The organism is Hydrogenophaga sp. (assembly GCF_019264445.1).
GTDB lineage: Bacteria > Pseudomonadota > Gammaproteobacteria > Burkholderiales > Burkholderiaceae_C > Hydrogenophaga.
Map to the genome: position 1 here is coordinate 71,165 of NZ_JAHVAB010000058.1, position 26,352 is coordinate 97,516.

General features: G+C 61.9%; 24 protein-coding genes and 2 tRNA genes. 23 read left to right on the forward strand and 3 right to left on the reverse strand.

The genetic code is table 11. From position 1 onward, the window contains the following. The first annotated feature begins 57 nt into the window (after positions 1-57). The 3 genes from KXJ60_RS11295 (at position 58) to rimO (ending at position 2,307) form a co-directional block, all read left to right on the forward strand. Positions 58-134, forward strand: a tRNA-Val gene (locus KXJ60_RS11295). 200 nt (positions 135-334) lie between these two features. Further along, positions 335-877 carry a polyhydroxyalkanoate synthesis repressor PhaR gene (phaR, locus tag KXJ60_RS11300; RefSeq protein ID WP_291127248.1) on the forward strand — a complete coding sequence of 181 codons (543 nt, stop codon included), beginning with the start codon at positions 335-337 and terminating at the stop codon, positions 875-877. 44 nt (positions 878-921) lie between these two features. Continuing rightward, positions 922-2,307, forward strand: coding sequence for a 30S ribosomal protein S12 methylthiotransferase RimO (gene rimO, locus KXJ60_RS11305; protein ID WP_291127250.1), 1,386 nt, complete (start codon positions 922-924; stop codon positions 2,305-2,307). A gap of 157 nt (positions 2,308-2,464) precedes the next feature. On the opposite strand, the gene KXJ60_RS11310 is transcribed toward rimO, so the two are convergent. Next, positions 2,465-2,549, reverse strand: a tRNA-Leu gene (locus KXJ60_RS11310). Positions 2,550-2,583: 34 nt separating this feature from the next. On the opposite strand from KXJ60_RS11310, the gene rnr reads away from it, so the two are divergent. The 3 genes from rnr to KXJ60_RS11325 all read left to right on the forward strand — a co-directional run bounded on the left by rnr (position 2,584) and on the right by KXJ60_RS11325 (position 6,451). Further along, complete coding sequence (gene rnr / locus KXJ60_RS11315; RefSeq protein ID WP_291127252.1) at positions 2,584-4,875, forward strand: ribonuclease R; 2,292 nt, start codon at positions 2,584-2,586, stop codon at positions 4,873-4,875. 104 nt (positions 4,876-4,979) lie between these two features. Beyond that, positions 4,980-5,834 carry a type 1 glutamine amidotransferase gene (locus KXJ60_RS11320; protein ID WP_291127254.1) on the forward strand — a complete coding sequence of 285 codons (855 nt, stop codon included), beginning with the start codon at positions 4,980-4,982 and terminating at the stop codon, positions 5,832-5,834. Between the two features lie 65 nt (positions 5,835-5,899). Further along, the gene (locus tag KXJ60_RS11325; RefSeq protein WP_291127255.1) at positions 5,900-6,451 is read left to right on the forward strand and encodes a YggT family protein; all 552 of its coding nucleotides are present in this window, start codon (positions 5,900-5,902) and stop codon (positions 6,449-6,451) included. A gap of 7 nt (positions 6,452-6,458) precedes the next feature. Here KXJ60_RS11325 and KXJ60_RS11330 read toward each other — a convergent pair whose 3' ends face one another. Together KXJ60_RS11330 and KXJ60_RS11335 are read right to left on the reverse strand one after the other, a co-directional pair. Next, on the reverse strand, positions 6,459-8,045 hold the full coding sequence (locus KXJ60_RS11330; protein ID WP_363318041.1) for an NAD(P)H-hydrate dehydratase: 1,587 nt from the start codon (positions 8,043-8,045) through the stop codon (positions 6,459-6,461). 113 nt (positions 8,046-8,158) lie between these two features. Then, entirely contained in the window at positions 8,159-9,457 is a 1,299-nt protein-coding gene (locus KXJ60_RS11335) for an FAD-dependent oxidoreductase (protein ID WP_291127257.1), read from the reverse strand. 351 nt (positions 9,458-9,808) lie between these two features. Here KXJ60_RS11335 and rpsB point away from each other — a divergent pair, with 351 nt between their 5' ends. The 17 genes from rpsB (at position 9,809) to carA (ending at position 26,338) form a co-directional block, all read left to right on the forward strand. Then, the gene (gene rpsB / locus KXJ60_RS11340; protein ID WP_291127259.1) at positions 9,809-10,564 is read left to right on the forward strand and encodes a 30S ribosomal protein S2; all 756 of its coding nucleotides are present in this window, start codon (positions 9,809-9,811) and stop codon (positions 10,562-10,564) included. A gap of 113 nt (positions 10,565-10,677) precedes the next feature. Next, positions 10,678-11,571: a translation elongation factor Ts gene (gene tsf, locus KXJ60_RS11345; protein WP_291127261.1), complete on the forward strand. Its 894-nt coding sequence runs from the start codon at positions 10,678-10,680 to the stop codon at positions 11,569-11,571. 149 nt (positions 11,572-11,720) lie between these two features. Then, the gene (pyrH, locus tag KXJ60_RS11350; protein WP_291127262.1) at positions 11,721-12,431 is read left to right on the forward strand and encodes a UMP kinase; all 711 of its coding nucleotides are present in this window, start codon (positions 11,721-11,723) and stop codon (positions 12,429-12,431) included. A 46-nt stretch (positions 12,432-12,477) separates the two neighbouring features. Next, complete coding sequence (gene frr, locus KXJ60_RS11355) at positions 12,478-13,038, forward strand: ribosome recycling factor (RefSeq protein ID WP_291127264.1); 561 nt, start codon at positions 12,478-12,480, stop codon at positions 13,036-13,038. A 26-nt stretch (positions 13,039-13,064) separates the two neighbouring features. Then, positions 13,065-13,832, forward strand: a complete 768-nt coding sequence (gene uppS / locus KXJ60_RS11360; protein WP_291127493.1) for a polyprenyl diphosphate synthase — start codon at positions 13,065-13,067, stop codon at positions 13,830-13,832. Then, a complete protein-coding gene (locus KXJ60_RS11365) occupies positions 13,825-14,646 on the forward strand; it encodes a phosphatidate cytidylyltransferase (protein ID WP_291127496.1) in 822 nt (273 codons plus the stop codon). Before uppS ends, KXJ60_RS11365 begins: the two co-directional genes overlap by 8 nt. Positions 14,647-14,650: 4 nt before the next feature. After that, positions 14,651-15,835, forward strand: coding sequence for a 1-deoxy-D-xylulose-5-phosphate reductoisomerase (gene ispC, locus KXJ60_RS11370; RefSeq protein WP_291127266.1), 1,185 nt, complete (start codon positions 14,651-14,653; stop codon positions 15,833-15,835). Positions 15,836-15,892: 57 nt separating this feature from the next. Beyond that, positions 15,893-17,257, forward strand: coding sequence for an RIP metalloprotease RseP (gene rseP, locus KXJ60_RS11375; RefSeq protein ID WP_291127267.1), 1,365 nt, complete (start codon positions 15,893-15,895; stop codon positions 17,255-17,257). Between the two features lie 64 nt (positions 17,258-17,321). Further along, entirely contained in the window at positions 17,322-19,595 is a 2,274-nt protein-coding gene (gene bamA, locus KXJ60_RS11380) for an outer membrane protein assembly factor BamA (protein ID WP_291127498.1), read from the forward strand. Beyond that, on the forward strand, positions 19,595-20,113 hold the full coding sequence (locus tag KXJ60_RS11385) for an OmpH family outer membrane protein (protein WP_291127270.1): 519 nt from the start codon (positions 19,595-19,597) through the stop codon (positions 20,111-20,113). The genes bamA and KXJ60_RS11385 overlap by 1 nt, the downstream gene beginning before the upstream one ends. Before the next feature lie 13 nt (positions 20,114-20,126). Continuing rightward, complete coding sequence (gene lpxD / locus KXJ60_RS11390; protein ID WP_291127273.1) at positions 20,127-21,179, forward strand: UDP-3-O-(3-hydroxymyristoyl)glucosamine N-acyltransferase; 1,053 nt, start codon at positions 20,127-20,129, stop codon at positions 21,177-21,179. Continuing rightward, positions 21,176-21,616 carry a 3-hydroxyacyl-ACP dehydratase FabZ gene (fabZ, locus tag KXJ60_RS11395; RefSeq protein WP_291127275.1) on the forward strand — a complete coding sequence of 147 codons (441 nt, stop codon included), beginning with the start codon at positions 21,176-21,178 and terminating at the stop codon, positions 21,614-21,616. The genes lpxD and fabZ overlap by 4 nt, the downstream gene beginning before the upstream one ends. 19 nt (positions 21,617-21,635) lie before the next feature. Next, positions 21,636-22,430: an acyl-ACP--UDP-N-acetylglucosamine O-acyltransferase gene (gene lpxA / locus KXJ60_RS11400; RefSeq protein WP_291127276.1), complete on the forward strand. Its 795-nt coding sequence runs from the start codon at positions 21,636-21,638 to the stop codon at positions 22,428-22,430. A 5-nt stretch (positions 22,431-22,435) separates the two neighbouring features. Beyond that, a complete protein-coding gene (lpxB, locus tag KXJ60_RS11405; protein WP_291127278.1) occupies positions 22,436-23,581 on the forward strand; it encodes a lipid-A-disaccharide synthase in 1,146 nt (381 codons plus the stop codon). Further along, positions 23,553-24,200, forward strand: a complete 648-nt coding sequence (gene rnhB, locus KXJ60_RS11410; protein ID WP_291127281.1) for a ribonuclease HII — start codon at positions 23,553-23,555, stop codon at positions 24,198-24,200. Before lpxB ends, rnhB begins: the two co-directional genes overlap by 29 nt. Continuing rightward, on the forward strand, positions 24,197-24,973 hold the full coding sequence (locus KXJ60_RS11415) for an RNA methyltransferase (protein ID WP_291127284.1): 777 nt from the start codon (positions 24,197-24,199) through the stop codon (positions 24,971-24,973). The genes rnhB and KXJ60_RS11415 overlap by 4 nt, the downstream gene beginning before the upstream one ends. Positions 24,974-25,171: 198 nt before the next feature. Next, complete coding sequence (gene carA / locus KXJ60_RS11420; RefSeq protein WP_291127287.1) at positions 25,172-26,338, forward strand: glutamine-hydrolyzing carbamoyl-phosphate synthase small subunit; 1,167 nt, start codon at positions 25,172-25,174, stop codon at positions 26,336-26,338. Positions 26,339-26,352 lie beyond the last annotated feature (14 nt).

Here is a 26,352-nt window from a genome sequence, read left to right on the forward strand (position 1 = left end):
GATGCGGGCAGTTGTGGTCTTCAATCCTGCTATACTGCGAGGCTTCGAATCGTTTGTAGGCGCGTAGCTCAGCTGGTTAGAGCACCACCTTGACATGGTGGGGGTCGTTGGTTCGAGTCCAATCGCGCCTACCAAACCGTTCCCCAGGGGTGATCCCCTGAAATGCAAAGCAGACTCCTCTGGTGTCTGCTTTTTTTTCGTCTGAAGCGTTCCTCCTGGATGCCTTTGCACAGGGAAAACCCATGCCCGCAGGCCGGGGCGTGGTTTTTAGAATGTGCCGTATGCTCCCTTCAGACCACGGGAGCGTGTCCCATTCCATACTGAAAGTCCTGCAGTGCAAAAATCCAAGGCCGGTAGCGGCAGCGATCGTGCCCCAGCCGTGCGCGTGATCAAGAAGTATCCGAACCGGCGCCTATACGACACGGACACGTCGACCTACATCACCTTGGCCGAAGTGAAGTCGCTCGTGATGGAGAGCGAAGTATTTGTTGTGCGTGATGCCAAAACCAACGACGACCTGACGCGCAGCATTCTGCTGCAGATCATCCTCGAGGAAGAAACGGCGGGAGTGCCCATCTTCACCGAACAGGTGCTGGGCAACATCATTCGTTTTTACGGGCATGCCATGCAGGACTTTATGGGGGCGTACCTGGAAAAGAACGTCCAGATATTCATGGACCTCCAGCACAAGATGACTGAGCAGTCCACTGGCGCGAATCCGGAGGCCTGGAAGCAGTTCATGAACGTGCAGTCACCCATGATGCAGGGCATGATGGGCACGTATCTTGAGCAGTCGCGCCACGCATTCACGCAGATGCAGGAGCAGATGCAGAAGAACAGCGAGCAGATGCTGGCAGCTCTTGGCCTCAAGCGCTGAGCCCTGACTCAGCTCTTTCGGGGCGTGTCTGAGACAATCAGGGCATGTCCGAAACTCTTGCCCCGTCGCTCACCGCAGCACCCAAAGTTGGTTTTGTCAGTCTTGGCTGTCCCAAGGCCCTGACCGACTCCGAATTGATCCTCACGCAACTCAGTGCGGAGGGCTACCAAACCTCCAAGACCTTTGCCGGTGCCGATCTCGTGATCGTGAACACCTGTGGCTTTATCGACGATGCCGTTCGTGAAAGCCTCGACACCATCGGGGAAGCATTGGCCGAGAACGGCAAGGTGATCGTGACCGGTTGCCTGGGCGCTCGTGAAGGGGAGGGTGGCGGCAATCTGGTGCGGCAGATGCACCCGAGTGTGCTGGCAGTCACCGGACCGCATGCCACACACGAGGTCATGAGCGCGGTACATGAACACTTGCCGAAGCCTCATGATCCGTTCGTAGACTTGGTGCCTCCGCAGGGCATCAAGCTGACACCGAAGCACTACGCCTACTTGAAGATCAGCGAAGGTTGCAACCACCGGTGCACCTTCTGCATCATTCCATCGATGCGCGGTGACCTGGTCAGCCGTCCGATTGGTGATGTGTTGACCGAGGCGCGCAAGCTTTTCGAGTCGGGTGTGAAGGAGTTGCTGGTGGTCAGCCAGGACACGTCCGCGTACGGAGTGGATGTGAAGTACCGCACCGGCTTCTGGGATGGCAAACCCGTGAAGACGCGAATGTTCGATCTGGTTCGATCGCTGGGCGAGATCGCCAAAGGCTATGGCGCCTGGGTGCGGTTGCACTACGTGTATCCGTATCCGCATGTGGACGACATCATTCCGTTGATGGCCGAAGGGCTGTGTCTGCCCTACCTTGACGTGCCACTGCAGCACAGCCACCCGGATGTGTTGAAGCGCATGAAACGGCCAGCCAGTGGCGAAAAAAACCTGGAGCGGATCGCCCGTTGGCGCGAGTTGTGTCCGGAAATTGTGGTGCGAAGCACTTTCATCGCGGGGTTCCCTGGGGAAACGGAAACGGAATTCGAGCATCTGCTGGACTTCCTGCGCGAAGCCCGCATTGACCGCGCTGGCTGCTTTGCCTACTCACCGGTGCCGGGCGCCACGGCGAACGCGTTGCCGGATGCCGTGCCGGACGCGCTCCGTGAGGAGCGCCGCGCGCGCTTCATGTCGGTGGCCGAAGCGGTGTCTGCCGACAAGCTGCGGCAGCGTGTCGGGGCGACGATGCAGGTGCTCGTGGACTCCGCGCCGGGCTTGGGTAAAAAAGGCGGTGTGGGGCGCTCCTATGCCGATGCGCCCGAGATCGACGGCGTCGTGCGGCTCCTGCCGCCGGAGAAGATCAGCAAGACCATGAAGGTGGGTGAATTCACCAAGGCGCGAATCGTGGCGGCGCAAGGTCACGACCTTGTGGCGATGCCTGTGTGACCACCGTCGAATCGCTGGCGTGTGAGCCGCAGCCCGTTCAATGAGTGCTTCAAAAGATGAAGCAACAACCCTCGGTGGTGTTGATCGGTGCGAGCGGCAGCGCGATGAGCGCAAAAGAAAAGGGCTTGCAAACGTCACGTTTGCAAGCCCTTATGATTGGTGCCCAGGAGAGGACTCGAACCTCCACGATGTTACTCGCTAGTACCTGAAACTAGTGCGTCTACCAATTCCGCCACCTGGGCATTTCAGGAAAACCGCAATTATAGCAGAGAAAAAGTGAACGAAAAAAACAGCCTGTTGGCCGAATTTGAAGGTGTCGTGTCAGGTCATCGAGACGGACATGGTTTTGTGGTCCGAGACGATGGCCAGGCCGATATTTACCTGCCCTCGAACGAAATGCGGGCGGTCCTCCACAAAGATCGCGTTAAGGCACGAATCGTCCGGCTGGATCGCAAGGGGCGCCCCGAGGGCCGAGTGACCGAGATCGTCGAGCGCTCCGACTCCCCCATCATTGGCCGACTGCTTCAGGAGAGCGGTGTGTGGTTGGTGGCGCCGGAAGACAAGCGCTATGGACAGGATGTGCTCATACCGAAGGGAGCGACGGGCGCTGCCAAGCCGGGTCAGGTCGTGGTGGTGCAGCTCACTGAGCCGCCCGCGCTGTATGGACAGCCCGTGGGGCGCGTCAAGGAGGTGCTGGGCGAAATTGACGATCCGGGCATGGAGATCGAGATTGCGGTGCGCAAGTACGGCGTGCCACACGAATTCTCCGATGCCGCGCTGGCCCAGGCGCGTGCGCTTCCTGACCATGTGCGCGCTGCCGACCACAAGAACCGGGTGGATCTGCGCGATGTGCCACTGGTCACTATCGATGGTGAGGACGCACGCGACTTTGACGATGCCGTGTATTGCGAACCCGCCAAGGTGGGCAAGGGCAAAGGTTGGCGACTGCTGGTGGCGATTGCCGATGTCAGCCACTACGTGGAAACCGGCTCTCCCATCGACATTGACGCTTACGACCGCGCAACATCCGTGTACTTTCCGCGTCGCGTCATTCCTATGCTGCCAGAGAAGCTCTCCAACGGACTGTGCTCCCTGAATCCTGGTGTGGAGCGCCTGTGCATGGTGTGCGACATGTTGGTCAATGCCAAGGGCGAGGTGCACGCCTACCAGTTTTACCCCGCAGTGATGTTCAGCCACGCCCGGTTCACCTACACCGAAGTGGCTGCCATCTTGCAGAACACGCGTGGGCCTGAAGCGGCTCAGCGCAAGGCGCTCGTTCCGTATCTCTTGAACTTGCACGATGTCTACCGGGCGCTGCTGGCGGCCCGGGGCGAGCGTGGCGCGGTGGACTTCGAAACCACAGAGACGCAAATCGTGTGTGACGAATCCGGTCGTATCGAGAAGATCATTCCGCGCACCCGCAATGACGCGCACAAGGTGATCGAAGAAGCGATGCTGGCGGCGAACGTGTGCTCTGCGGACTTCATTCAGGAGGGCAAGCACACCGGCTTGTACCGCGTGCATGAGGGTCCGACACCCGAAAAGCAGGAAATCCTGCGCAATTACCTCAAGGCCATGGGCGTCTCGCAGACGATTGGCGACAACCCCAAACCAGGGGATTTCCAGCAAATCGCGCTGGCGACGAAGGACCGCCCTGAAGCGCAGCAAATTCACACCATGCTGCTGCGCTCGATGCAGCAAGCGATCTACACGCCGATCAACAGCGGACACTTCGGGTTGGCGTTTGACGCCTACACGCACTTCACCAGCCCGATTCGCCGTTACCCGGATCTGCTGGTGCACCGTGTCATCAAAGCGATCCTCGCGCGCAAGCGCTACGAACTGCCGGCGCTGCCCACACCCGGTGAGGCGCATGCCAAGCTGAGCAAGCGTCTGGCCAGCCGCGTGAGACCACCGGTGGCGGGCGAGGTCGTCAAGAAGCCCTCGGCCGACACGCTGGCCTGGCAGGCGGCCGGTCTGCACTGCAGTGCCAACGAGCGACGTGCCGATGAGGCCAGTCGCGACGTTGAGGCTTGGTTGAAGTGCAAGTACATGCGCGAGCACCTCGGGGAGGAGTTCAGCGGCGTGGTCACCTCTGTCACGAGTTTCGGCCTATTCGTGACGCTCGACGCGATGTATGTCGAGGGACTTGTGCACATCACAGAACTGGGGGGCGAGTATTTCCGCTTTGACGAAGCTCGACAGGAGCTGCGCGGCGAGCGGACGGGCATTCGATATGCCCTGGGCAGTCGCGTGCAGGTTCAGGTGAGTCGCGTGGATCTTGACGGCCGGCGGATTGATTTCCGTCTGGTCAGCGGCAGCGATGACCTTGTCTTGCGAGCCATGCGCGACAAGACCGGGCAGCCCAACGCCACGGATACCGCCGTCGCACCAGCTCGCTCGGGCAAGGCTCGTCGAGGCAGGGGCGGCGAGACGGGCGCTCAGGCCCGCCAGTCCGCTGTGTCCCCGGTCGATTCGAAGTCCGCGGGTCGCAAGGCAGCGGGCAAGAAGGGCGAGCGCAGTGGGGCGCGCAGCACGGCGAGTCAGTCGCGCAAAAGCCGCCGTTGAAACAGGAGCTGCAATCCCACATGCCAAGTTCTGCGGATTCTTCCAAAGTCGCTGCAAGCAAACCCGTCAAGGCTGCGGCCGTGCGACGGCGCGAGCCTGCATCCATGCCCATTGACCGCGCCTTGAGGATTGGCGTGTCAGCGCGCTTGCTCCACCAGGCGCCTCAGGAACTCGGGTTTCGCAACAAAATTCTTCAGTATATCGAGCAGTCCCTGGCGCACTGGATCATGGAGCATGGCGCGGTGGCCTTCATGGTGCCTGCTGTGGCCCACGACAGCAAACACGCTGCGCGCCATTTGAAGGTGGAGCAGGTGGTGCAGGAGCTCGATGCCCTGGTGTTGCAAGGCGGAGCGGATGTGGCGCCGCAGACCTACGGACAGACGCCGATGGACCCGCGCTGGCAGGGCGATGTCGTGCGGGATCGGTATGAGCTGGCTCTGTTGAGAACTTTTCTTGCACAGAAGAAGCCGGTGCTGGGTGTTTGCCGCGGCGCGCAACTGCTCAACGTGGCTTTTGGCGGCACGCTCTACCAGGACATTCCCACACAATGCCCGGCCGCCCACGCCCACGTGGACACCGACCTGTACGACCAGTTGGAGCACGACGTGACCTTTTTGCAGGGCACTGCGCTCACGAAGCTGTACCCCAACGCCTCTCAACTTCGGGTGACCAGCATTCACCATCAAGCGGTGGCGCAGCTGGGCAAGGGTGTCGTGGTTGAAGCGGTGTCGACGCTGGATGGCATGGTGGAGGCCATTCGCTGGACGGGCGATACCTACGCGCGCGGCGTTCAATGGCACCCGGAGTTTCACCACGGGCGGGATGCCCTGGCCGACAGTTCGCCCATCATGCTGGACTTTCTGGAGGCCTCCAGAGCCGCTGCGATGGAGAGGCTGACCCGCGGGCTCGAACCCGATCCTCGGGTCCCTCGACCGCCGTTGCGGCTGGCCAGCGAATGAGGGTCGTGAAGGCCGCCTCTGCGGGTTCGCATGCCTGAAACGGCTTCTACTTTTTTCACCACGTTATGCGCATCGTCTTCTTCCTTCTTGAAACCCTGTTCTTCTTTCTGGTGGCGTGTGCGCTGCTGCGCGCATGGATGAACCACTTGCGGATCAACATGTCGGGGCAGCCGGGCAGGTTTGCCATTGCGGTGACCGACTGGCTGGTCGCACCGCTGCGCCGGCTGTTGCCGCGCGCCCTTGCACAGAGCCGTGTGGACTGGGGAAGCCTGTTGGCTGCCGTATTGCTCGCACTTGCCTTCGGCGCGCTGTGGCTTCTGCTGGCCGCCAGCGTGTCGGCAGCGCCGGGGTCCGCCGTGGCGATGGCAACCACGGTGATCACCATGGCTGTGCGCATCCTGATCCGCACCGTGTTGCAGGGGCTGATGATTTTGTTGATCGGCTACGCAGTGTTGTCCTGGGTGCAACCCCAATCGCCGGTGATGGGCACGCTGGATCGGCTGTGTGCCCCGATCTTGAGACCCCTGCGACGCATCGTTCCGCTGGTGGGCGGCGTGGATCTGTCGGTGCTGGTGCTGATCATCTTGCTGCAGGTCGGCTTGATGCTGCTGGGCTGACGCGTCATCAGGTGATGGTTCGCACGAGATCCGCCAGGCGACTTGCGCTCAACGTGGGTCCGTTCCAGTGATCGGCCAGCCACCCATGTTGATAGACCGCCCTGGCCACGCTGTCCAGGGCGTGTGATCGCGGTTCTCCGGGGTGTGCGAGTGCGCTGCCAATCATCCCGGCAAGGACATCGCCCGTGCCCGCCGTGGCCAGCCTGGCGTTGCCGCTGGCATTCACCAGCGGATTCGCGCCTGGCGCGGCCATCACAGTGCCTGAGCCCTTGAGCACACAGATCGCGCCGAAGCGCTCAGCGATACCTTGTGCCGCATTCCAGCGATCGCCCATCACATCGGCCGTTGTGATGTTCAACAGGCGCGCGGCCTCCAGCGGGTGAGGCGTGAGCACCGTCACCAGGTCTCTGTCTTTGCGCTGGCTGAGCAGCAGTTGAAGCGCCGGATCATCGGCCACAGCGTTGAGCCCGTCGGCATCCAGCACCAGGCATCGAGCGGCCAAGAGAACGCGTGGCAGGACGGGGGCGATGGCGGTGCCGCCACCGCAGCCACACACGACAGTGGCCTCGCTCAGGGCGCTGGCCTCCAGCAGGCGTTCAAGGTGACGAAACATGAGTTCGGGACAGGCCGGGTCCCAATGGAGGTTGCTGTCGCTGGCCTCGTTCAGCAGGCCGACAAACACGCGTCCAGCGCCTGCATGCAGAGCGGCCCTGGCTGCGAGGATGGCGGCGCCCGTCATGCCTGCGCCGTGCGTTGCGATGCTCTGGCCGCCTATCACAAAGACATCGCCAAAACTGCCTTTGTGGCTGGCATGGGTTCTCTGATGGGCGGCGCTTTCTTCGAATGGAAAGCCGGACAGCCAAGCCGCCGGCTCAAGGCTGGTGTTCCCGCTTGTCCCCAGGTCATCGAACCACACTTCGCCCGCCGCGTCGCGTCCGGCACCCGTAAACAGACCGGGCTTGAGCGTGAGCAACGACAGGGTGTATCTCGGGCCGGGCAGGACAGTGCTGCGGGACGAAGGGAGCGGTGTCAGCGTGCCCGTGTCGGCGTGCAGCCCACTGGGCAGATCGACGCACAGCACGGGCTGGCAGCTCGCTCGAAGCACAGCGAGCCAGGAAGCTGTCTCGCCTTCAAAGGGGCGTGTCGTGCCGATGCCGAAAAGCGAATCGATGGCCAGATCGAAGGTTTCCGGGGGATGGTCGCCAAAGACCACACCCGCTTCACGCGCAGCGTGCAGCGCCTGACGGGCGTCACTGGGCAACTGCGCTTCGTCTTTGCCTGTGCGCGTCACCACCACCTTGCACGAACTGCCATTGCGCAGCGCCATGCGATGGAGGTGCATGGCAGCAATCAATCCGTCGCCACCGTTGTTGCCGGGACCGCAGGCGATCCAGATCGTGCGAGCATGCGGCGCAATCGCGAGTGCCAGCCGGGCTACCGAGTGGCCCGCGCGGGTCATCAGTGTGTGAGGGGGCAGCGTGGAGGACGCAAGTTGTTCCACACGGCGCGTCGCTGCTTCGCCATGCAAGGCCTCTCGGCAGTCGCCCGTGATCTGCCGCATGTGACTCGGTGGCAGCATGTGATGGATGCCCATGATTGACGTGTCCGTGTAAGGTGAGTCGAGGCCGGAGCAGCGGCCTGCGACGCAAGTTGCAGCGGGTCATTTCATCACGATCGGGCTGGCGGCACGTGGTGTGCCCGCCAGCCTCAGAGGCCGTAGCGTTGGGGCGAGCAGCCGCCGACGTCGATGTCGGTGTCGCGGCCTGCCAGTTGGTCGGCCAGCACCCGTGCTGTGCCACAGGCCATCGACCAGCCCGCCGGTCCATGGCCCACGTTAAGCCAGACGCCGGTGTGCCGCGTGGCGCCGAGCAGGGGTGGGCCGTCGGGCAAGGTGGCTTGCGCCCCATGCCACTCCTGAATGCTGCCTCTCGGACCGCCGAGTCGAACCGCACCGGGGAACCAGTCGTTCAAAACGTCGTAGAGCTGTCGCAGGGCCGCTTTGGACAGCTGCCCCGGCACAGAACCGAATTCGCTGCCACCGGCCACCCGAATGCGCTGACCAAGCCGGGCAATGGAGACGCCATGCCGTGCGTCCAGCACGGCTGACGTGGGCGCGTCGAGCGGCTCTCGAACGGCCGCACTGAGCGAGTGGCTGTGTACGGATTGCAGTGGCAAGCGAAGGCCCAGCGGCTGCAAAAGCCGTGCGCTTTGCACGCCTGCACAAACGACCACAGCATCGAATGTCTGCGTTTCGTTTTCAGGTGCCGATGAAGCTTCTGCGGTCTGCTTGCTCGGGGAAAGCCGCAAAGCCACTCCCTTTGCTTCAACCCGCGGTTCAATCGCCTGCACCACGGTATCGAACGCAAAGCGACACCCCAGATGCTGCGCCTGCGCCCGGATCGCCAGCGCAAATTCTCTGCAGTTGGCTGCGGCGTCCCCCGCCAGTTCCACCGCGCCGTGCAAAGGTGTGTCTGGATGGAGGGCGGGTTCCAGCGCGCGCGCCTGATCGGCCGAAAGCTCCCGGTGCGCGATCCCGAGTTCTTTCAGTTGCTGAAGCGCGGGTCGGGCCTCATCAGCTGCGCGAGCGCTGCGCCACAGCACCAGCATGCCCTGGCTCCGATCGTGATCGAGGCCGCGCTCCTCCGTCATGGCGAGCAGGCGTTCCTGGCTGTAACGCATCAATTGGTGGCTTTGCATGTGGTGCGCTGCCTGGCGAGCGCCATGACCGGCCTGCAGCCAGCGCCACAACCAGCGCCATTCGCCGACACGGGGGATGCGGGCAAGTTTGAGTCCGTCAGCGGACGACGACCAAGGCATGCGAAGGCGCCGCTCAGGCTGCGACCAGGGGGCAGTCCAGCCCGCGGCCACCAGGGCGCCGCTCGCAAAACTGGTCTCTTCCGCCACCGTGCTTCGGCGCTCGAAGACATGCACCTCATGTCCATCCAGCGCCAGCTCATACGCGGTCGCCGTGCCCACGACGCCCGCTCCGATCACCGCGACTTTCAAGATGCCACCTCGACCGGGGCGTGATCGAGTGCGGCTTGGCGCACGAATCGGGGCGATGGCTTGCTGCGTTCAGGCAGCGGCGGAACAGCGGGCATGAAGGTTGGGGCGCGAAAAGGCATCAGTTCGCGCGGCAAAGCGCGCTATCCGAGGGGGAGAGAGTGATCAGCGGGACTGCTATAATCGATGGGCTTTGCACCTGCCCAACGTGATCTTAAGTGTTCACAAGACGGTGCAAGGCAAATCGCAAACCAGCCCAACCGGGTGTTGCCTGAAACGCGTCGACGCTATGTGTATCGAGACGTAATGGCAATCGGGGCTGGATTTTAGACTCAACCTCTGGAAAGTTAACTCATGTCTATCTCCATGCGCGAAATGCTGGAAGCCGGTGTCCATTTTGGTCACCAAACCCGCTTCTGGAACCCCAAGATGGCGCCGTACATCTTCGGCCATCGCAACAAAATCCACATTGTCAACCTCGAAAAGACGTTGCCTTTGTTCGAGGACGCGGCCAAGTTTGTGCGTCAGCTGTCCGCCAACCGCGGCACCATCCTGATGGTGGGCACCAAGCGGCAGTCGCGTGACATCGTCGCGCAGGAAGCCCGTCGTGCCGGCGTGCCTTTCGTGGACCAGCGCTGGCTCGGCGGCATGCTGACCAACTTCAAAACCGTCAAGACTTCCATCAAGCGCCTGAAGGACATGCAAGCCCAGAAGGAAGCCGGCCTGGACAGCATGACCAAAAAAGAGCAGTTGATGTTCGCTCGCGAAATGGAAAAGCTCGAGAAGGACATCGGCGGCATCCAGGACATGACCGCGTTGCCCGATGCCATCTTCGTCATCGATGTGGGCTTCCACAAGATCGCGGTGCTTGAAGCCCAGAAGCTGGGTATCCCGCTGGTCGGCGTGGTCGATACCAACCACTCTCCGGTGGGCATTGACTATGTGATCCCTGGCAACGATGACTCGGCTCGCGCAGTGGCTTTGTATGCCCGCGGTATTGCTGACGCCATTATTGAAGGCCGCAGCAACGCGGTGAACGATGTCGTCAAGGCGGTGGCCGCAGAAGGCGCCGACGAGTTCGTGGAAGTCAAGGAAGACGCTGCTGCCTGAGCGTGGCTCCTGCATGAAAGAGGGGCTCGCGTAGCCCCTTTTTCACAAGACAAACCGATTTTGATAACTGACTGCTGCGCCGGTGAGGCACTGCAGTGAATGGAGAAATGAAAATGGCAATTACCGCAAGCATGGTCGCCGAGTTGCGCGCCAAAACCGATGCTCCGATGATGGAATGCAAGAAGGCTCTGACGGAGGCCGATGGCGACATGGCGAAAGCTGAAGAGCTGCTGCGCGTCAAGCTGGGTACCAAGGCCGGCAAAGCCGCCAGCCGCGTCACCGCCGAAGGCGTTGTTGCCAGCGTGATCAACGGCAGCACGGGCTCCCTCATCGAAGTCAACTGCGAAACCGATTTCGTGACCAAGAACGACAGCTTCCTCGCGCTGGCCAATGCCGCGGCCAAGCTGGTGGCCGAGCACAACCCGGCCGATCTGGACGCCCTTGGGGTGCTCGCCTACAGCCAGGACGGTTTCGGTCCGACCCTGGAGGATGTGCGCAAGGGTTTGATCGGCAAGATCGGCGAAAACATGTCGTTCCGGCGCTTCAAGCGCTGGGCCAATGGGGGTCAGCTGGCGGGTTATCTGCACGGCACCCGCATTGGCGTCGTGGTTGAGTTTGAGGGTGATGCCACGGCGGCGAAAGACGTCGCCATGCACGTTGCCGCCATGAAGCCTGTGTCGCTGACCTCTGCTGACGTGCCTGCGGAGCTGATCGAGCGTGAGCGCTCTGTCGCGGCTGCCAAGGCCGCCGAATCCGGCAAGCCTGCCGATATCGTGGCAAAAATGGTGGAAGGCTCCGTGCAGAAGTACCTTAAAGAGGTATCGCTGTTTGACCAGGTGTTTGTGAAGGCCGCCGACGGCAAGCAGACCGTGGGCGCCATGCTCAAGGCAGCGGGCACCAACGTCAAGGGCTTTACCCTTTATGTGGTCGGCGAGGGCATTGAGAAGAAGGTTGACGACTTCGCAGCTGAAGTGGCTGCGCAGGTGGCGGCCGCCAAGGGCGCCTGATCTCACACGCCGACTGAAGACAGCAACGGGCCGCAAGGCCCGTTGCTTCTTGTGAGGCTAATTTACGCTCGTGACCAGCAGGCGGGCTCGACCTCCTCGCTACACTTGCCGGCTGAATCTTTGTTTATCGATTTCCTGAAAGTTGCCGCATGCCAGCCTACAAACGGATTCTGTTGAAACTGTCGGGTGAGGCCCTCATGGGCGATGACGCTTTCGGCATCAACCGGGCCACCATCGTGCGCATGGTGGAGGAGATTGCCGAAGTCACTCGTTTGGGTGTCCAGGTCGCCATCGTGATCGGTGGCGGGAACATTTTTCGTGGTGTGGCGGGCGGTTCGGTCGGGATGGACCGTGCCACAGCCGACTACATGGGCATGCTCGCCACCGTGATGAACTCGCTCGCGCTGGCCGACACCATGGAAAAGGCCGGTTTGGTGGCCCGCGTGATGTCTGCCATCGCGATCGAACAGGTGGTTGAGCCCTATGTGCGCCCCAAGGCTTTGCAGTATCTGGAGGAGGGCAAAGTTGTGGTGTTTGCTGCAGGTACTGGCAACCCGTTCTTTACCACCGATACGGCCGCAGCCCTCAGAGGCGCGGAGATTGGCGCGGAGATTGTTCTCAAGGCCACCAAGGTCGATGGTGTGTATAGCGCGGACCCCAACAAGGATCCCGATGCGACCCGGTACACCACGATTTCGTTCGATGAAGCGATGACCAAGAACCTTCAGGTCATGGACGCCACGGCATTCGCTCTCTGCCGCGACCAGAAGCTTCCGGTCAAGGTGTTCTCCATCTTCAAGCCCGGTGCACTTCGCAAGGTGGTGCAGGGGGGCGACGAGGGCACGCTGGTTCACGTGTAAGGGTGACAGTGTGGTATTCCGTTTTTTGCAGCATTGAGGAGTTTTCATGAGCACCGACGACATCCGCAAAACCGCTGAGCACAAGATGCTTCAATCGGTGGAAGCGCTCAAGAACAGTTTGACCAAAGTGCGCACAGGCCGTCCGAACCCCGCCTTGCTGGACACCGTGCATGTGGAGTACTACGGTTCCATGCTGCCGCTGTCGCAGGTGGCCAACCTCACCTTGCTTGATGCCCGCACCATTGGCGTCGCTCCGTGGGAAAAGGGCATGGGCGCCAAGATTGAGAAGGCTATCCGTGAGTCGGATCTTGGTTTGAATCCTTCCAGCCAGGGCGACCTTATTCGCGTTCCGATGCCGCCGATGACGGAAGAGCGCCGCAAGGAACTCACCAAAGTGGTTCGTACCGAAGGTGAGTCTGCCAAGATTGCCATTCGCAACCTTCGGCGCGATGCCAATGAATCTGTCAAGAAGCTGGTCAAAGACAAGCTGGCGTCTGAGGATGACGATCGACGGTCGCAGGAAGACATTCAGAAGCTGACCGACCGCATGATCATTGAGGTGGATCGCCTGGTGGCATCCAAAGAGCAAGACATCATGGCGGTTTGAACGCCTTTCTGTCGATATCACGACCCATGGCACCGTCTGCGCCCCTTCCATCCCGTCTGTTGGAGCCGCCGCGGCACGTGGCGATCGTCATGGACGGCAATGGTCGCTGGGCCCAGAAACGCTGGCTCCCGCGCGTGGCAGGGCATCGGCAGGGCGTCGATGCGTTGCGTCAGGTGGTCAAGGCCTGTATCGAACGGGGCGTCTCGGTGCTCTCCGTGTTTGCCTTCTCGTCAGAGAACTGGAAACGCCCGACGGAGGAGGTCTCAGGTCTGATGGACCTGCTGGCGATGGCACTGTCTCGCGAGGTTCCAAGTCTGCAGAAAAACGGTGTTCGCCTGCACTTCCCCGGTGATCGCAGCGCCCTTTCGGCGCGTGTGGTCCAAGGCCTTGAGAGGGCCGAGCGCGATACGGAAAACAACGAGACGCTGGTGCTGAACGTGTGTTTCAACTACGGCGGGCGTTGGGACATTGCACAGGCGGCCCGTCGTCTGGCCCTGGAGGGCGTCGAAATCACGGAGGCAAGCCTGTCAAGCGCCATGGCGCTTTCTCATGTTGGCGACCCCGACCTGCTGATTCGCACCGGCGGCGAGTTGCGCATCAGCAATTTCCTGCTCTGGCAAAGCGCATACACAGAATTGGTGTTTACCGACTGCCTTTGGCCCGATTTTGATGAAGCCGAGCTGGACCGTGCCTTGAGCGAGTTTGCCCGTCGCGAGCGTCGTTTCGGTCAGACTTCCGAGCAGCGCACGCAGGTGGAGCCAGAGATGGCGGATGCGGGCCAGCGACATGCTTAGGCAACGTGTCATCACGGCGTTGGTGCTGCTGGCCGTGCTTTTGCCGGCGCTGTTTTATCCGTCGATAGAGCCGTTCGCGGCACTGACGTTGCTGTTGATCGTGGCGGCTGGTTGGGAGTGGGCGCGACTGAACGGCTGTGGCTCAACGGTCTCCGCGTGGGTGGGTGTGGGCCTGGGAGTGCTCATGGCGCTCGTGTGGTATTTCGGCGGCTTGAGCCTCCCGCTGCGCTCACTGTGGATCGCCGTGGGGACGGCTTGGGTGCTGCTCGCGGCGGTCATGCTGTGGCGTGGTGTGGCGGGTTGGGGCGCGTGGCCGCGCGTCCTGCGCCTCTGGCTCGGGCTGGTGCTCATCGCCTGCGCATGGCTTGCCATGGTGCATGCGCGGCTCATTGGTTTGGGGTTTCTTTTGTCGGTGCTGCTTCTGGTGTGGATGGCCGATGTCGCGGCCTACTTTGGCGGCAAGGCGCTGGGCAAGCGCAAGCTCGCTCCCACCATCAGTCCGGGGAAAAGCTGGGAGGGCGCCATCAGTGGCCTGTTGGGCGTTTGCCTGCTGGCAGCGGGCTGGATCTGGTGGGACGCTCAGGGTGTGAGCCTTTACGGCCGACTCTGGAGCTTCGGCCCCTTGCTCGCAGTGCTGTCCCTGGTGTTTCTGGTTGCGATGAGCGTGGTGGGCGATCTGGTGGAATCGTTGGTCAAGCGAAGTGCAGGCGCCAAGGATTCCAGTCAGCTGCTACCGGGCCATGGTGGCGTGCTGGACCGGGTCGACGCGCTCTTGCCGGTCTTGCCACTTGCCATGTTGTTTGCCACCCTGTGATGTCATGACCGGAATGCAATCTGTCACGATCCTTGGCTCGACGGGCTCCATTGGAGTCAACACACTCGACGTGATCGCGCGGCATCCGCAGCGTTACTCGGTGTTTGCCCTCACCGCGTCCACGCAGGTCGATCTCATCCTGGCGCAGTGCCAGGCCTTTTCCCCGCAATACGCCGTGATGGCCAGCCCCGAGCACGCCCAGCAGCTCGCCCTGAAGGTGCGAGAACTCGGACTGTCCGTCGAGGTGCTGTCTGGTGCGCAGGCGCTTTGTGACGTGAGCGCCCATGCCGATGTTCATGCGGTCATGGCGGCGATCGTCGGAGCGGCCGGGCTCGCACCCAGTCTTGCCGCAGCGCGCGCAGGCAAGAAGCTCTTGTTGGCCAACAAAGAGGCGCTTGTGGTGGGCGGGGAACTGTTCATGCAGGCGGTGCGCGAAGGCGGTGCCACACTGCTGCCGATCGACAGTGAGCACTCTGCGGTGTTCCAGTCGCTTCCCGAGGACCCCTCCACCTGGTCGCGCCGGGTGGAAAAGATCGTTCTTACCGCCTCTGGCGGGCCTTTCCGCACGCGCGACCCTCTGACACTGCACGAGGTCACGCCCGAGCAGGCATGTGCTCACCCCAACTGGGTGATGGGCCGCAAGATTTCCGTCGACTCGGCAACGATGATGAACAAGGCGTTGGAGGTCATCGAAGCCAGCTACCTGTTTGCACTGCCGGGCTCCCAAATCGAGGTGGTGATCCATCCGCAGAGCGTGATCCACTCCATGGTGCAGTACCGAGATCGCTCTGTTGTGGCGCAGCTGGGCACGCCCGACATGCGCGGCCCCATCGCCTACGGCCTGTCGTGGCCTGAGCGGATCGAATCTGGCGCCGCAGCGCTGGACTTTTCATCGATGGGCGCCTTGAGCTTCGAGAGGCCGGACGAGCAGCGTTTTCCCGGTTTGCATCTGGCTTGGCAAGCGCTTGAGGGTCCCCGCGGTACAACGGCTGTGCTCAATGCCGCCAACGAGGTGGCCGTGGAGGCATTCCTCGGTGGTCGATTGCGTTTCGATCAGATTCACACGGTCAACCATGCAACTTTGCAAGCCTTGAGCCCATCGAAGCCGCAGAGCCTGGGAGATCTTCTGGCCATCGATGCGCACGCTCGAGAGCTGGCGCAAGGGCAGATCGCCGGGCTTGCGCGCTGACCCGCGTGTGCATTCGCCCGGTACGCTCGTCTCTCAGTCCTGCACCTACACATCGTCATGCTCACACTCGTCGCATTCGTGGTGGCTCTAGGCCTGTTGATTGCCGTGCACGAATACGGGCACTACCGGATGGCAGTGGCGTGCGGCGTCAAGGTGCTTCGCTTCTCCGTCGGCTTCGGTAAGCCCTTGCTCAGGTGGCACAAGAAAGGTAGCCCCACGGAGTTCGTGTTGTGCGCGCTCCCCCTCGGGGGCTACGTGCGCATGCTGGATGAGCGGGAAGCCGCAGTGAACCCGGCGGAGCGGCATCTGGCGTTCAATACGCAGCCGTTGCGGTCGCGTGCCGCCATTGTGGCTGCCGGTCCGGCCGCCAATCTTTTGCTCGCCATTGCGATTTACGCCCTCGTGAACTGGACCGGCGTGGAAGAGCCCAAGCCCGTGCTGGCGGTACCGGTTGCCGGGTCAATCGCTGAGCGCGTGGGCCTGCGTGGCGGCGAGTGGGTGGCGCAGGCCGCGACGGACGATGCGCAGCCCAGCGATATTGGATCCTTCGAGGATCTGCGCTGGCGCCTGACCCAGGCGGCACTCTCCAGCCAGGACATGACACTTTGGGTGGCCCTGCGAGAGGGCGAGGCCACGCGTACCGTGGTTCTGCCGCTCAGCGAACTGGACGTGCGTGAAGCGGATGCTGCGCTCTTCCAGCGCATCGGTATCGCAGGCCCCTGGAGCGCGCCGGTCGTTGGCGAGGTCATGCAGGGGGGCGCGGCCGCTCGCAGCGGTCTGCGCGATGGTGATGTGGTCCGCAAGGTGAATGACAAGCCTGTGCGCGATGGTCAAAGCCTGCGCGCATCGATTCGCGCTGCAACTGGCCCCGGGGGTGAAGCTGTTGAGCAGCGCTGGGAGGTCGAGCGTGCTGGGCAGATGCTTCAGATCGATGTCAAACCCGTGCCTGAGCAGCAGTCGGGTGTCTGGGTAGGACGCATCGGCGCTTATATCGGTGCCGCACCGGAGATGATGACCGTGCGCCATGGCGCGGTCGACGGTCTGGTTGGCGGTGTCGTGCGAACTTGGGAAGTGTCCTGGCTCACGCTAAAGATGATGGGGCGCATGGTGATCGGGGAGGCCTCCATCAAAAATCTGAGCGGGCCTCTCACCATCGCGGACTACGCAGGCAAGTCTGCAAGTCTGGGTGTGACGTCTTACTTGCTGTTTCTTGCGCTGATCAGCGTGAGTTTGGGGGTGCTCAATCTGCTACCGTTGCCGGTCCTCGATGGCGGACACCTGATGTATTATCTTTGGGAGGGTGTCACCGGGCGTAGCGTGTCTGACGTCTGGATGGAGCGCCTGCAGCGAGGGGGTGTTGTGATTCTCATGGCACTCATGTCCGTCGCCTTGTTCAATGATGTGGCCCGCCTTGCTGGCTGAACGCTTCCTTTCCATGAAAACAAAATCTTCCGGTCTCCGCGGCCTGAGCCTTTCAGCGCTCGCGATGGCCTTGCTGTCGGCGTTGCCAGCATGGGCCGTCGATCCATTCACCCTGCGCGATATCCGTGTCGAAGGCCTTCAGCGTGTGGAGCCAGGCACGATCTTCGCGTCTTTGCCTTTCCGAATCGGCGACCAGTACAGCGATGACAAAGGTTCGACGGCGATCCGTTCGCTGTTCGGTCTGGGGTTGTTCAGCGATGTGCGCCTTCAGATCAACGGCGACGTCTTGGTGGTGATCGTCGAGGAGCGACCTACCGTCGCAGATGTGAGCTTTTCCGGCATCAAGGAGTTCGAGAGCGATGTGCTCAAGAAGGCACTGCGTGACATCGGTCTCACGGAAGGTCGTCCCTTCGACAAGGCGCTGGCCGATCGCGCGGAGCAGGAGCTCAAGCGCCAGTACATCAACCGCAGCATGTACGCAGCCCGGGTGGTCACGACGGTCACGCCGAGCGAACGCAACCGTGTCAACCTGAATTTCAGCGTGGTGGAAGGTGATGTCGCCAAGATTCGTGAAATCCGCATCGTTGGCAACAGGGCATTTTCCGAATCCACACTGCGCAATCTTTTTGACCTCGACACGGGTGGTTGGCTGAGCTGGTACACCAAGTCCGATCGCTACTCGCGTGCGAAGCTCAATGCGGACATTGAAACCTTGCGCTCCTACTATCTGACCCGCGGCTACCTCGAGTTTCGCGTCGACTCCACGCAAGTGGCCATCTCCCCTGAAAAGGAGGATATGTCGATCACGCTCAACATCACGGAGGGTGACCGGTACGTGGTGAAGTCGGTGGCGCTGGAGGGGGAGTACCTTGGCAAAGAGGAAGAATTCAAGTCACTCGTGAAGTTGCGTGCGGGTGAGGCCTACAACGCTGAAGATGAATCCAGCACCGTCAAGGCATTCACCGACTACTTCGGTGCTTTTGGCTACGCCTTCGCACAGGTCGAGCCAAGCCGTGAAGTGGATCGCGTGAACAAGCAGGTGTCGTTCGTGCTGCGTGCGCAGCCTGCGCGGCGCGTGTATGTGCGCCGTATCAACGTCGAAGGCAACAATCGCACGCGCGATGAGGTTATCCGCCGGGAGTTTCGGCAGCTTGAATCTGCGTGGTACGACAGCGATCGCATCCGCTTGTCGCGCGACCGTGTAGACCGTCTCGGTTTCTTTACGGCAGTGGAAGTGGACACGCAGCCGGTGCCTGGGACACCTGACCAGGTGGACATGACGGTGACCGTGACGGAGAAGCCAACCGGCAATCTTTCGCTGGGTGCAGGCTATTCTCAAGCGGAAAAGCTGTCGCTGATCGCCGGTATCCGGCAGGAAAACGTCTTCGGCTCCGGCAACTACCTGGGCATTGACGTCAACACCAGTGATTTCAACCGGCAGATCGTGCTGAGCACGGTGGATCCGTATTTCACGGCAGACGGAATTTCGCGCAGTTTCGATGCTTACTACCGCACGACTCGCCCTTACACCGAGCAGGGCGGAGACTACCGACTCGTCACGCCAGGTGTCAGCGTCAAGTTCGGTGTGCCGTTCACCGAGCAGGACACGGTGTTTTTCGGTGTCGGTGTCGAGCAAACGCGCATCGAGCCAGGCAATGGCCTTCCTCTGGCCTACCAACAGTACTCCAACACCTTCGGCCAAAGCAGCACGTCTGTGCCGTTGACCGTTGGCTGGTCCCGAGACGGACGTGACAGCGCCCTGGTCCCGACGCAAGGCCGCCTGCAGCGGTTCAACACCGAGTTCGGCGTGGGTGGTGACACCCGCTATCTCAAAGCCAATTACCAGATTCAGCAGTACATTCCGCTGAACAAGCAGTACACCTTGGCGTTCAACGGTGAGCTTGGCTATGGCAAGGGCCTTGGCGGCCGGGCGTACCCCATCTTCAAGAACTTTTACGGCGGTGGTCTCGGCTCGGTACGAGGCTTCGACCAAGGCACGCTGGGCCCGACTTCCCCGATCATGTCGGGCGTACAAGCCGGTCAGCTTGTGAATATTGGTGGCAATCGCAACATCGCCCTGAGCGCTGAGTTCATCACGCCGTTTCCCGGTGCCGGCAACGACCGCACACTCAGAATGTTTGGCTTTATCGATGTGGGCAACGTGTACGGAGAGAACGACACCCGCGCCAATGCCACCGATTTGCGTGCGTCTGTGGGTGTGGGCCTGAGCTGGATCTCACCCGTCGGCCCCTTGCGCTTTGCCATCGCGAACCCCATCCGGAAATTCCCCGGGGATAGAATCCAGAAATTCCAGTTTCAGATCGGAACCTCCTTTTGATGAAGACTTTCTCACGACTTTTCAACCGACACATCCTGCTGGCAGCTGTCGTCGGTCTGGCAGCCATCACGGCCACCGCGCAGGACCTGCGCATCGGCGCTGTGAACATCGAGCGCATTCTGCGCGAAGCCAACTTGGCGAAGGCCTCGCAAGCGAAGCTGGAGCAGGAGTTTTCGCGGCGCGAAAAAGAAGTGCAGGGCCTGGCTTCGCAGTTGAAGACGGCATCTGACAAGTTCGAGCGCGAAGCACCGACCCTGCCTGAGGCCCAGCGCTCCACGCGTCAGCGCCAACTCATCGAGCAAGACCGGGAGTTCCAGCGCAAGCAGCGCGAGTTCCAGGAGGACCTCAATCTTCGCAAGAACGAAGAGTTGCAGATCGTGGTGGACCGTGCCAATCGCGTCATCAAGCAGGTTGCGGAGACCGAGAAGTACGATTTCGTGATTCAGGAAGCCGTTTACATCAATCCCAAGCACGACATCACCGACAAGGTGCTGAGTGGCTTGAACGCCAGCAAGTAACACAGGGCGTCTTGTGTCGAGGCTCCTGGGCGAGATCGTTGATGCCCTCGGCGGCACGCTGTACGGGGCAACCGACACATTGATCCGGCGCTTGGCGCCTTTGGCCTCGGCAGGGGCGGGTGAGTTGGCATTTGTATCGCAACCGCGATACGCCCACCAGATCGATACCACTGCCGCAGAGGCGCTGATCGTGCCGCCTGCCTTGAAGGACAGCGCCGCCGCGCGCGGTGCCTGCATCGTCTCAGACGATCCCTATTTGTATTTTGCGAAGCTCACGCAGTGGTGGCGTCGCGAACACGAGGCAACACCTGACACGGGAATCGATCCCCTGGCCAGTGTGCACGCGACGGCTCAGCTGGGTGAGGGCGTCAGTGTCGGTCCGTTTGCAGTCGTGTCCCGCGACGTGCGCGTGGGTCGCGGTGTGCACATCGGTGCGCACACCGTGCTCGGCCCTGGCGTGGTGGTGGGCGCAGACACTTGGCTCCATCCGCGCGTGACGGTAGGAGCACGATGCTCGGTGGGCGTAAGGTGCTTGGTGCATTCCGGCGCTGTGATAGGCGCAGACGGATTTGGCTTTGCTCCGCATGAGGGTGCGTGGATCAAGATCGAACAGCTCGGCGCCGTGCGCATCGGTGACGACGTCGAGATCGGGGCGAATACGTGCATTGATCGTGGCGCGCTGGATGACACCGTGATTGAGGACGGTGTCAAACTGGACAACCTGATCCAGATTGGGCACAACGTCCGGGTGGGCGCGCATACGGCGATGGCCGGGTGCGTCGGTGTCGCCGGTAGCGCAGACATCGGTGCGCACTGCACTGTCGGTGGGGGCGCTGTGGTGTTGGGCCATCTGCGTCTGGTCGACGGTGTGCATGTGTCGGCGGCATCGGTCGTGACGCGGTCTTTGCTCAAGCCTGGCCACTACACCGGCATGTTCCCCATCGACGACAATGCGGCCTGGGAGAAAAACGCCGCGTCTCTCAAGCAGCTCAACCGCCTGCGTGAGCGCCTCAAAGTGGCCGAACACGCGATAGAACAAGCACTTCAAAACAAGCCGAAGTCATGATGGATATTCACCAGATTCTCAAACAGTTGCCACATCGCTATCCGTTCCTTCTGGTCGACCGTGTGCTGGAGTTGGACAAGGGAAAGCGCATCAAGGCGCTGAAGAATGTGACCATCAACGAGCCCTTTTTCGTGGGGCACTTCCCGCATCGTCCTGTGATGCCGGGCGTCCTCATGCTGGAGGCCATGGCTCAGGTGGCCGCCTTGCTGGCCTTCGACACGATGGGTGTGACGCCAGACGACAAGATGGTTTACTACTTTGCAGGTATCGACGGGGCCCGTTTCAAAAGGCCGGTAGAACCTGGTGACCAACTGGTCATGGAGGTCACCCTGGATCGAATGAAGGCGGGCATCTTCAAGTTCAAGGGCGTCACCCATGTGGGTGACCAGGTGGTCTGTGAGGCAGAGCTGATGTGCACGATGCGCAATATTGCGTGAACTGCACGGAGGACGTCCTGTGTCATTGATTCACCCCACCGCCCTGGTTGATCCGGCCAGCGAGCTCGACAGCTCCGTCAGCGTCGGCCCCTACACGGTGATCGGCCCGCACGTGAGGATCGGTGCAGGCACCACGGTGGGCGCGCACTGCGTGATCGAGGGGCACACCACGATCGGGCGCGACAACCGCATTTTTCAGTTCAACTCGCTCGGCGCGATTCCGCAGGACAAGAAGTACGCGGGCGAGCCATGCGAGCTCGTGATCGGTGACCGCAACACGATTCGGGAGTTCTGCACCTTCAACATCGGGTCACCCGGTGACCGCGCCGTCACCTCCATTGGCAACGACAACTGGATCATGGCTTACGTGCACCTTGCCCACGACTGTGTCGTTGGCAACCACACCATTTTTGCCAACAACAGCCAACTTGCCGGTCATGTGGTGGTGGACGATTGGGTGATCCTGGGCGGCTTTACCGTGGCACACCAGTTTGTGCGCATCGGAGCCCACGCGATGACCGCGATGTGCTCGTTGCTGTTTGCCGATCTTCCTCCGTTTGTGATGTGTCAGGGTCAGCCTGCGCAAGCGCGGTCCATGAACTTTGAAGGACTTCGCCGCCGTGGGTTTTCATCTGAGCGCATCTCGGCCATCAAGGCGATGCACAAGGCGCTGTACCGGGATGACCTCAAGCTTGACGACGCGGTGCTGCGTATCCGCGCGTTGACCGACCGGACGCCCGACGCTGCGCCCGATGTCTCACTGATGCTGGACTTCCTTGGACAGGTCTCGCCCCAGCGCGGCATCGTCCGCTGAGCTCCATGACCCCGGCAAAACGTTTTGCCCTCGTGGCGGGCGAGACGTCTGGCGATCTGCTGGCGGGTTTGCTGTTGGGCGGCGTGAAGCAGCGCTGGCCCGACCTTCACTCCTTTGGCATTGGTGGGCCACAGATGGCCTCGCATGGTTTTGAGGCTTGGTGGCCGAGCGAGAAGCTCGCAGTGCGTGGCTACGTCGAGGTGCTGCGTCACTACCGAGAAATCGTCGACATTCGCGCCAAGACTCAACGCCGGTTGCTGAGCACCGACCGCCCAGATGTCTTCATCGGCGTGGATGCGCCGGATTTCAACCTGGATCTTGAGGCCCATCTGAGATCGAGCGGCGTGCGGACTGTGCACTTCGTCTGCCCCTCCATCTGGGCCTGGCGCGCCGAGCGTGCCGCGAAGATCCGCGACAGTGCCGATCATGTGCTGTGCATTTTCCCGTTTGAACCGGCGTTGCTTGCCCAGCATGGCATTGCGGCGACTTATGTCGGTCATCCCTTGGCCAACGTCATCCCGGTCGTGCCTGACCGTGCAGGTGCGCGAGCCAGGTTGGGGCTGGCGGACGACGACACCGTGATCGCCATTCTTCCGGGCAGCCGGGCTTCCGAGGTGCAGTATCTTGCGGCGCGCTTCTTCTCGGCGGCCCGGCTTCTGCAACGGGAGCGTCCGGGCATTCGCTTTGTGGTGCCGGCTGTTCCTGCATTGAAGGCCCGTATCGAGGAAGAGGCGCTGGCCGCCGGTCTGGGCGAAGCGCTGATCGTGACGCCAGGCCAGTCTCATACCGCGCTCGCGGCGTGCGACGTTACGTTGATTGCCAGTGGCACGGCGACGCTGGAGGCGGCGTTGTTCAAAAGACCGATGGTGATTGCGTACAACATGAACTGGTTCTCCTGGCAGATCATGCGGCGCAAACAACTGCAGCCTTGGGTGGGGCTGCCCAATATTCTGTGCAATGAGTTCGTGGTGCCCGAGTTGTTGCAGGATGCTGCGACACCGCAAGCGCTGTCCCGTGCGGTGCTGGAATGGCTGGACGCGCCTGCGAAAATCGGCGCCTTGCAACAGAGGTTCAGTACCCTGCACGATGCGCTGCGCAAAGACACCGCTCAATTGGCCACCGATGCGATCGAACAAGTTCTTGAAAGCTGAACAGGCGACGCTCGTCTGGGATGTGCCCGGACTGATGGCGGGCGTGGACGAGGCGGGCCGCGGGCCGCTGGCGGGACCTGTGGTGGCGGCGGCCGTGATTCTGGATGACCGAGCGCCCATCAGGGGCCTCGCTGACTCCAAGCAGCTCACGCCACTGAGGCGTGAGCGCCTGTATGACGAAATTCGCGCCAAGGCCTTGTGCTGCAGTGTGGCGCAGGCCTCTGTGGAGGAAATTGATCAGCTCAACATCCTGCAGGCGACCATGCTCGCGATGCAGCGCGCCGTGCAGGGCCTTCGCTTGAAGCCGGGCAAAGTGCTTGTCGATGGCAACCGCCTGCCACCCTTGGACGTGTTGGCCGAGGCCATCGTCTGCGGAGATGCTCTCGTGCCATCGATCTCCGCCGCCTCCATCCTGGCCAAGGTCACGCGCGACCGCCTCCTTTGCGAGCTGCATCTGAAGCATCCTGAATACGGCTTTGATCGGCACAAGGGCTACGGCACGGCCCAACACATGCGTGCCCTGCAGGTGCACGGCCCGCTCGCGGCACACCGCCGTTCGTTTGCGCCTGTGGCGCGCGCGTTGGGCGCTCCGTTGTGCAACGACGAATCGCTCCCATGACTGCCAGCCCCCAAATCATCACGTCGCGAGACAACCCGTTGCTCAAGCGGCTGCGGGTGCTCGCGCACGACAACACCGCATATCGCAAGCTGGGTCAGGTCTGGCTGGAAGGCGATCATCTTTGTCGCGCTTTGCTTGCGCGCGGGCTCAGGCCAGGCACTGCTGTGTTTACCGAAGATTTCTGGGCGCAAGCGCCACACGATCTGCGCGATGCGGCAGATCACGTGGTGCTGGTTTCCGAAGCATTGATGGCGGGCATCAGCGCCCTCGAATCGCCTTCAGGTGTGGGCTTTGTGTGGGACTTGTCCGATCTGGCTTCCGTGCAGGCGGGTGTGGCCACCGTGGTGCTTGATCGACTGCAGGATGCGGGCAACGTGGGCTCCATTTTGCGCAGCGCATCGGCGTTCGGTTTTGACCAGGTGCTCGCCCTCAAAGGGACCGTGGCATTGTGGTCACCCAAGGTGATGCGCGCCGGCATGGGGGCGCACTTTGGCTTGCAACTCGTCGAAGGACTTGCGGTCGACGATCTGCTGCCACTGAACGTTCCGTTGCTTGTGACCAGCTCGCACCAGGGGCAGTGGCTGCACCGAGCACCCTTGCCATGGCCCTGTGCCTGGGTGATGGGGCACGAAGGGCAGGGCGTGAGTGCCCTCTTGATGCAGCGTGCCAGTGCCTTCGTCCGCATCGCCCAGCCGGGCGGTGAAGAGTCGCTCAATGTCGGGGCCGCTGCGGCCATCTGTTTGCACGCAAGCGCCGCTTCTTCGGTTGGTTGATGGGGATGCACCTCGTGCTTGCCGGGCTATAATTCCGCGGTTTACCCGCAATCGGCGCAAACCCAGCGCGCCCCGGCTCATCACCCCAGGTTTTCAACCGGCTCGTCAGCGACTTTTGGTCGTTGGGAGACGGCTGGAAGGCTTGCGTGGCACCTGCCGCCGGCGCCTGGAAGATGCAGCCCCACTCTGGAGAATTCCGTGCTTCCCGTCCACCCGAAAGCCCTTCTCGCGCTCGCCGACGGCACGGTCTTTACAGGCATTTCCATTGGCGCCACCGGCCAAACCACAGGGGAGGTGGTGTTCAACACATCGCTGACCGGTTATCAGGAAATCCTCACCGATCCCAGCTACTGCCAGCAGATCGTCACCCTGACGTATCCGCATATTGGCAACACCGGCACCAATGCCGAAGACGTGGAAGCCAGCCGCGTCCACGCCGCTGGATTGATCATCAAAGACCTGCCCCTGCTGGCTTCCAACTTCCGCAGCAACGAAACGCTGTCGCAATACTTGCAGCGCGAAGGAACGGTGGCCATTGCCGATCTCGACACCCGCGCGCTCACGCGACGCCTGCGCACCCACGGGGCACAGAACGGTTGCATCGTCGCTCTTGCGGCTGGTGAGGCGATCACCGAAGCGCATCGCGCTGCGGCAGTGGCTTCAGCCAAGGCTGCGCCAAACATGGCAGGGGCCGATCTCGCCAAGGTCGTGTCCGCGCCTGCGCCGTATCCGTGGACGCAAACCGAGTGGCAACTTGGCTTCGGCTACGGCGAACAGATTGCGCCGCGCTTTCACGTGGTGGCCTACGACTTCGGCGTGAAGCACAACATCCTTCGCATGCTCGCGCAGCGCGGCTGCAAGATCACGGTGGTGCCAGCGCAGACGCCGGCTTCCGACGTGTTCAAGCTCAAGCCCAACGGCGTGTTTCTCTCCAACGGCCCAGGTGATCCGGAGCCTTGCGACTACGCGATTGCCGCCACGCGCGAAATCATCGAGGCCGGCGTGCCCACATTCGGCATTTGCCTCGGGCACCAGATCCTGGCGCTGGCCAGTGGTGCCAAGACCTTCAAGATGAAGTTTGGGCACCATGGTGCCAACCACCCCGTGAAGGACCTGGACGACGGCCGCGTCAGTATCACCAGCCAGAACCATGGCTTCGCAGTCGACGAAAAGTCGCTGCCCGCCACGTTGCGTGCCACGCACATAAGTCTGTTCGATGGCACGCTGCAAGGCCTTGCGCGCACCGACAAGCCGGCCTTCTGCTTCCAGGGTCATCCGGAAGCGTCGCCCGGTCCGCACGACATCGGTTATCTGTTCGACCGTTTCATCGACTTGATGCAGGCCCGCGTGCCCGCCACCGCCTGAGCCGGCGCATCCAC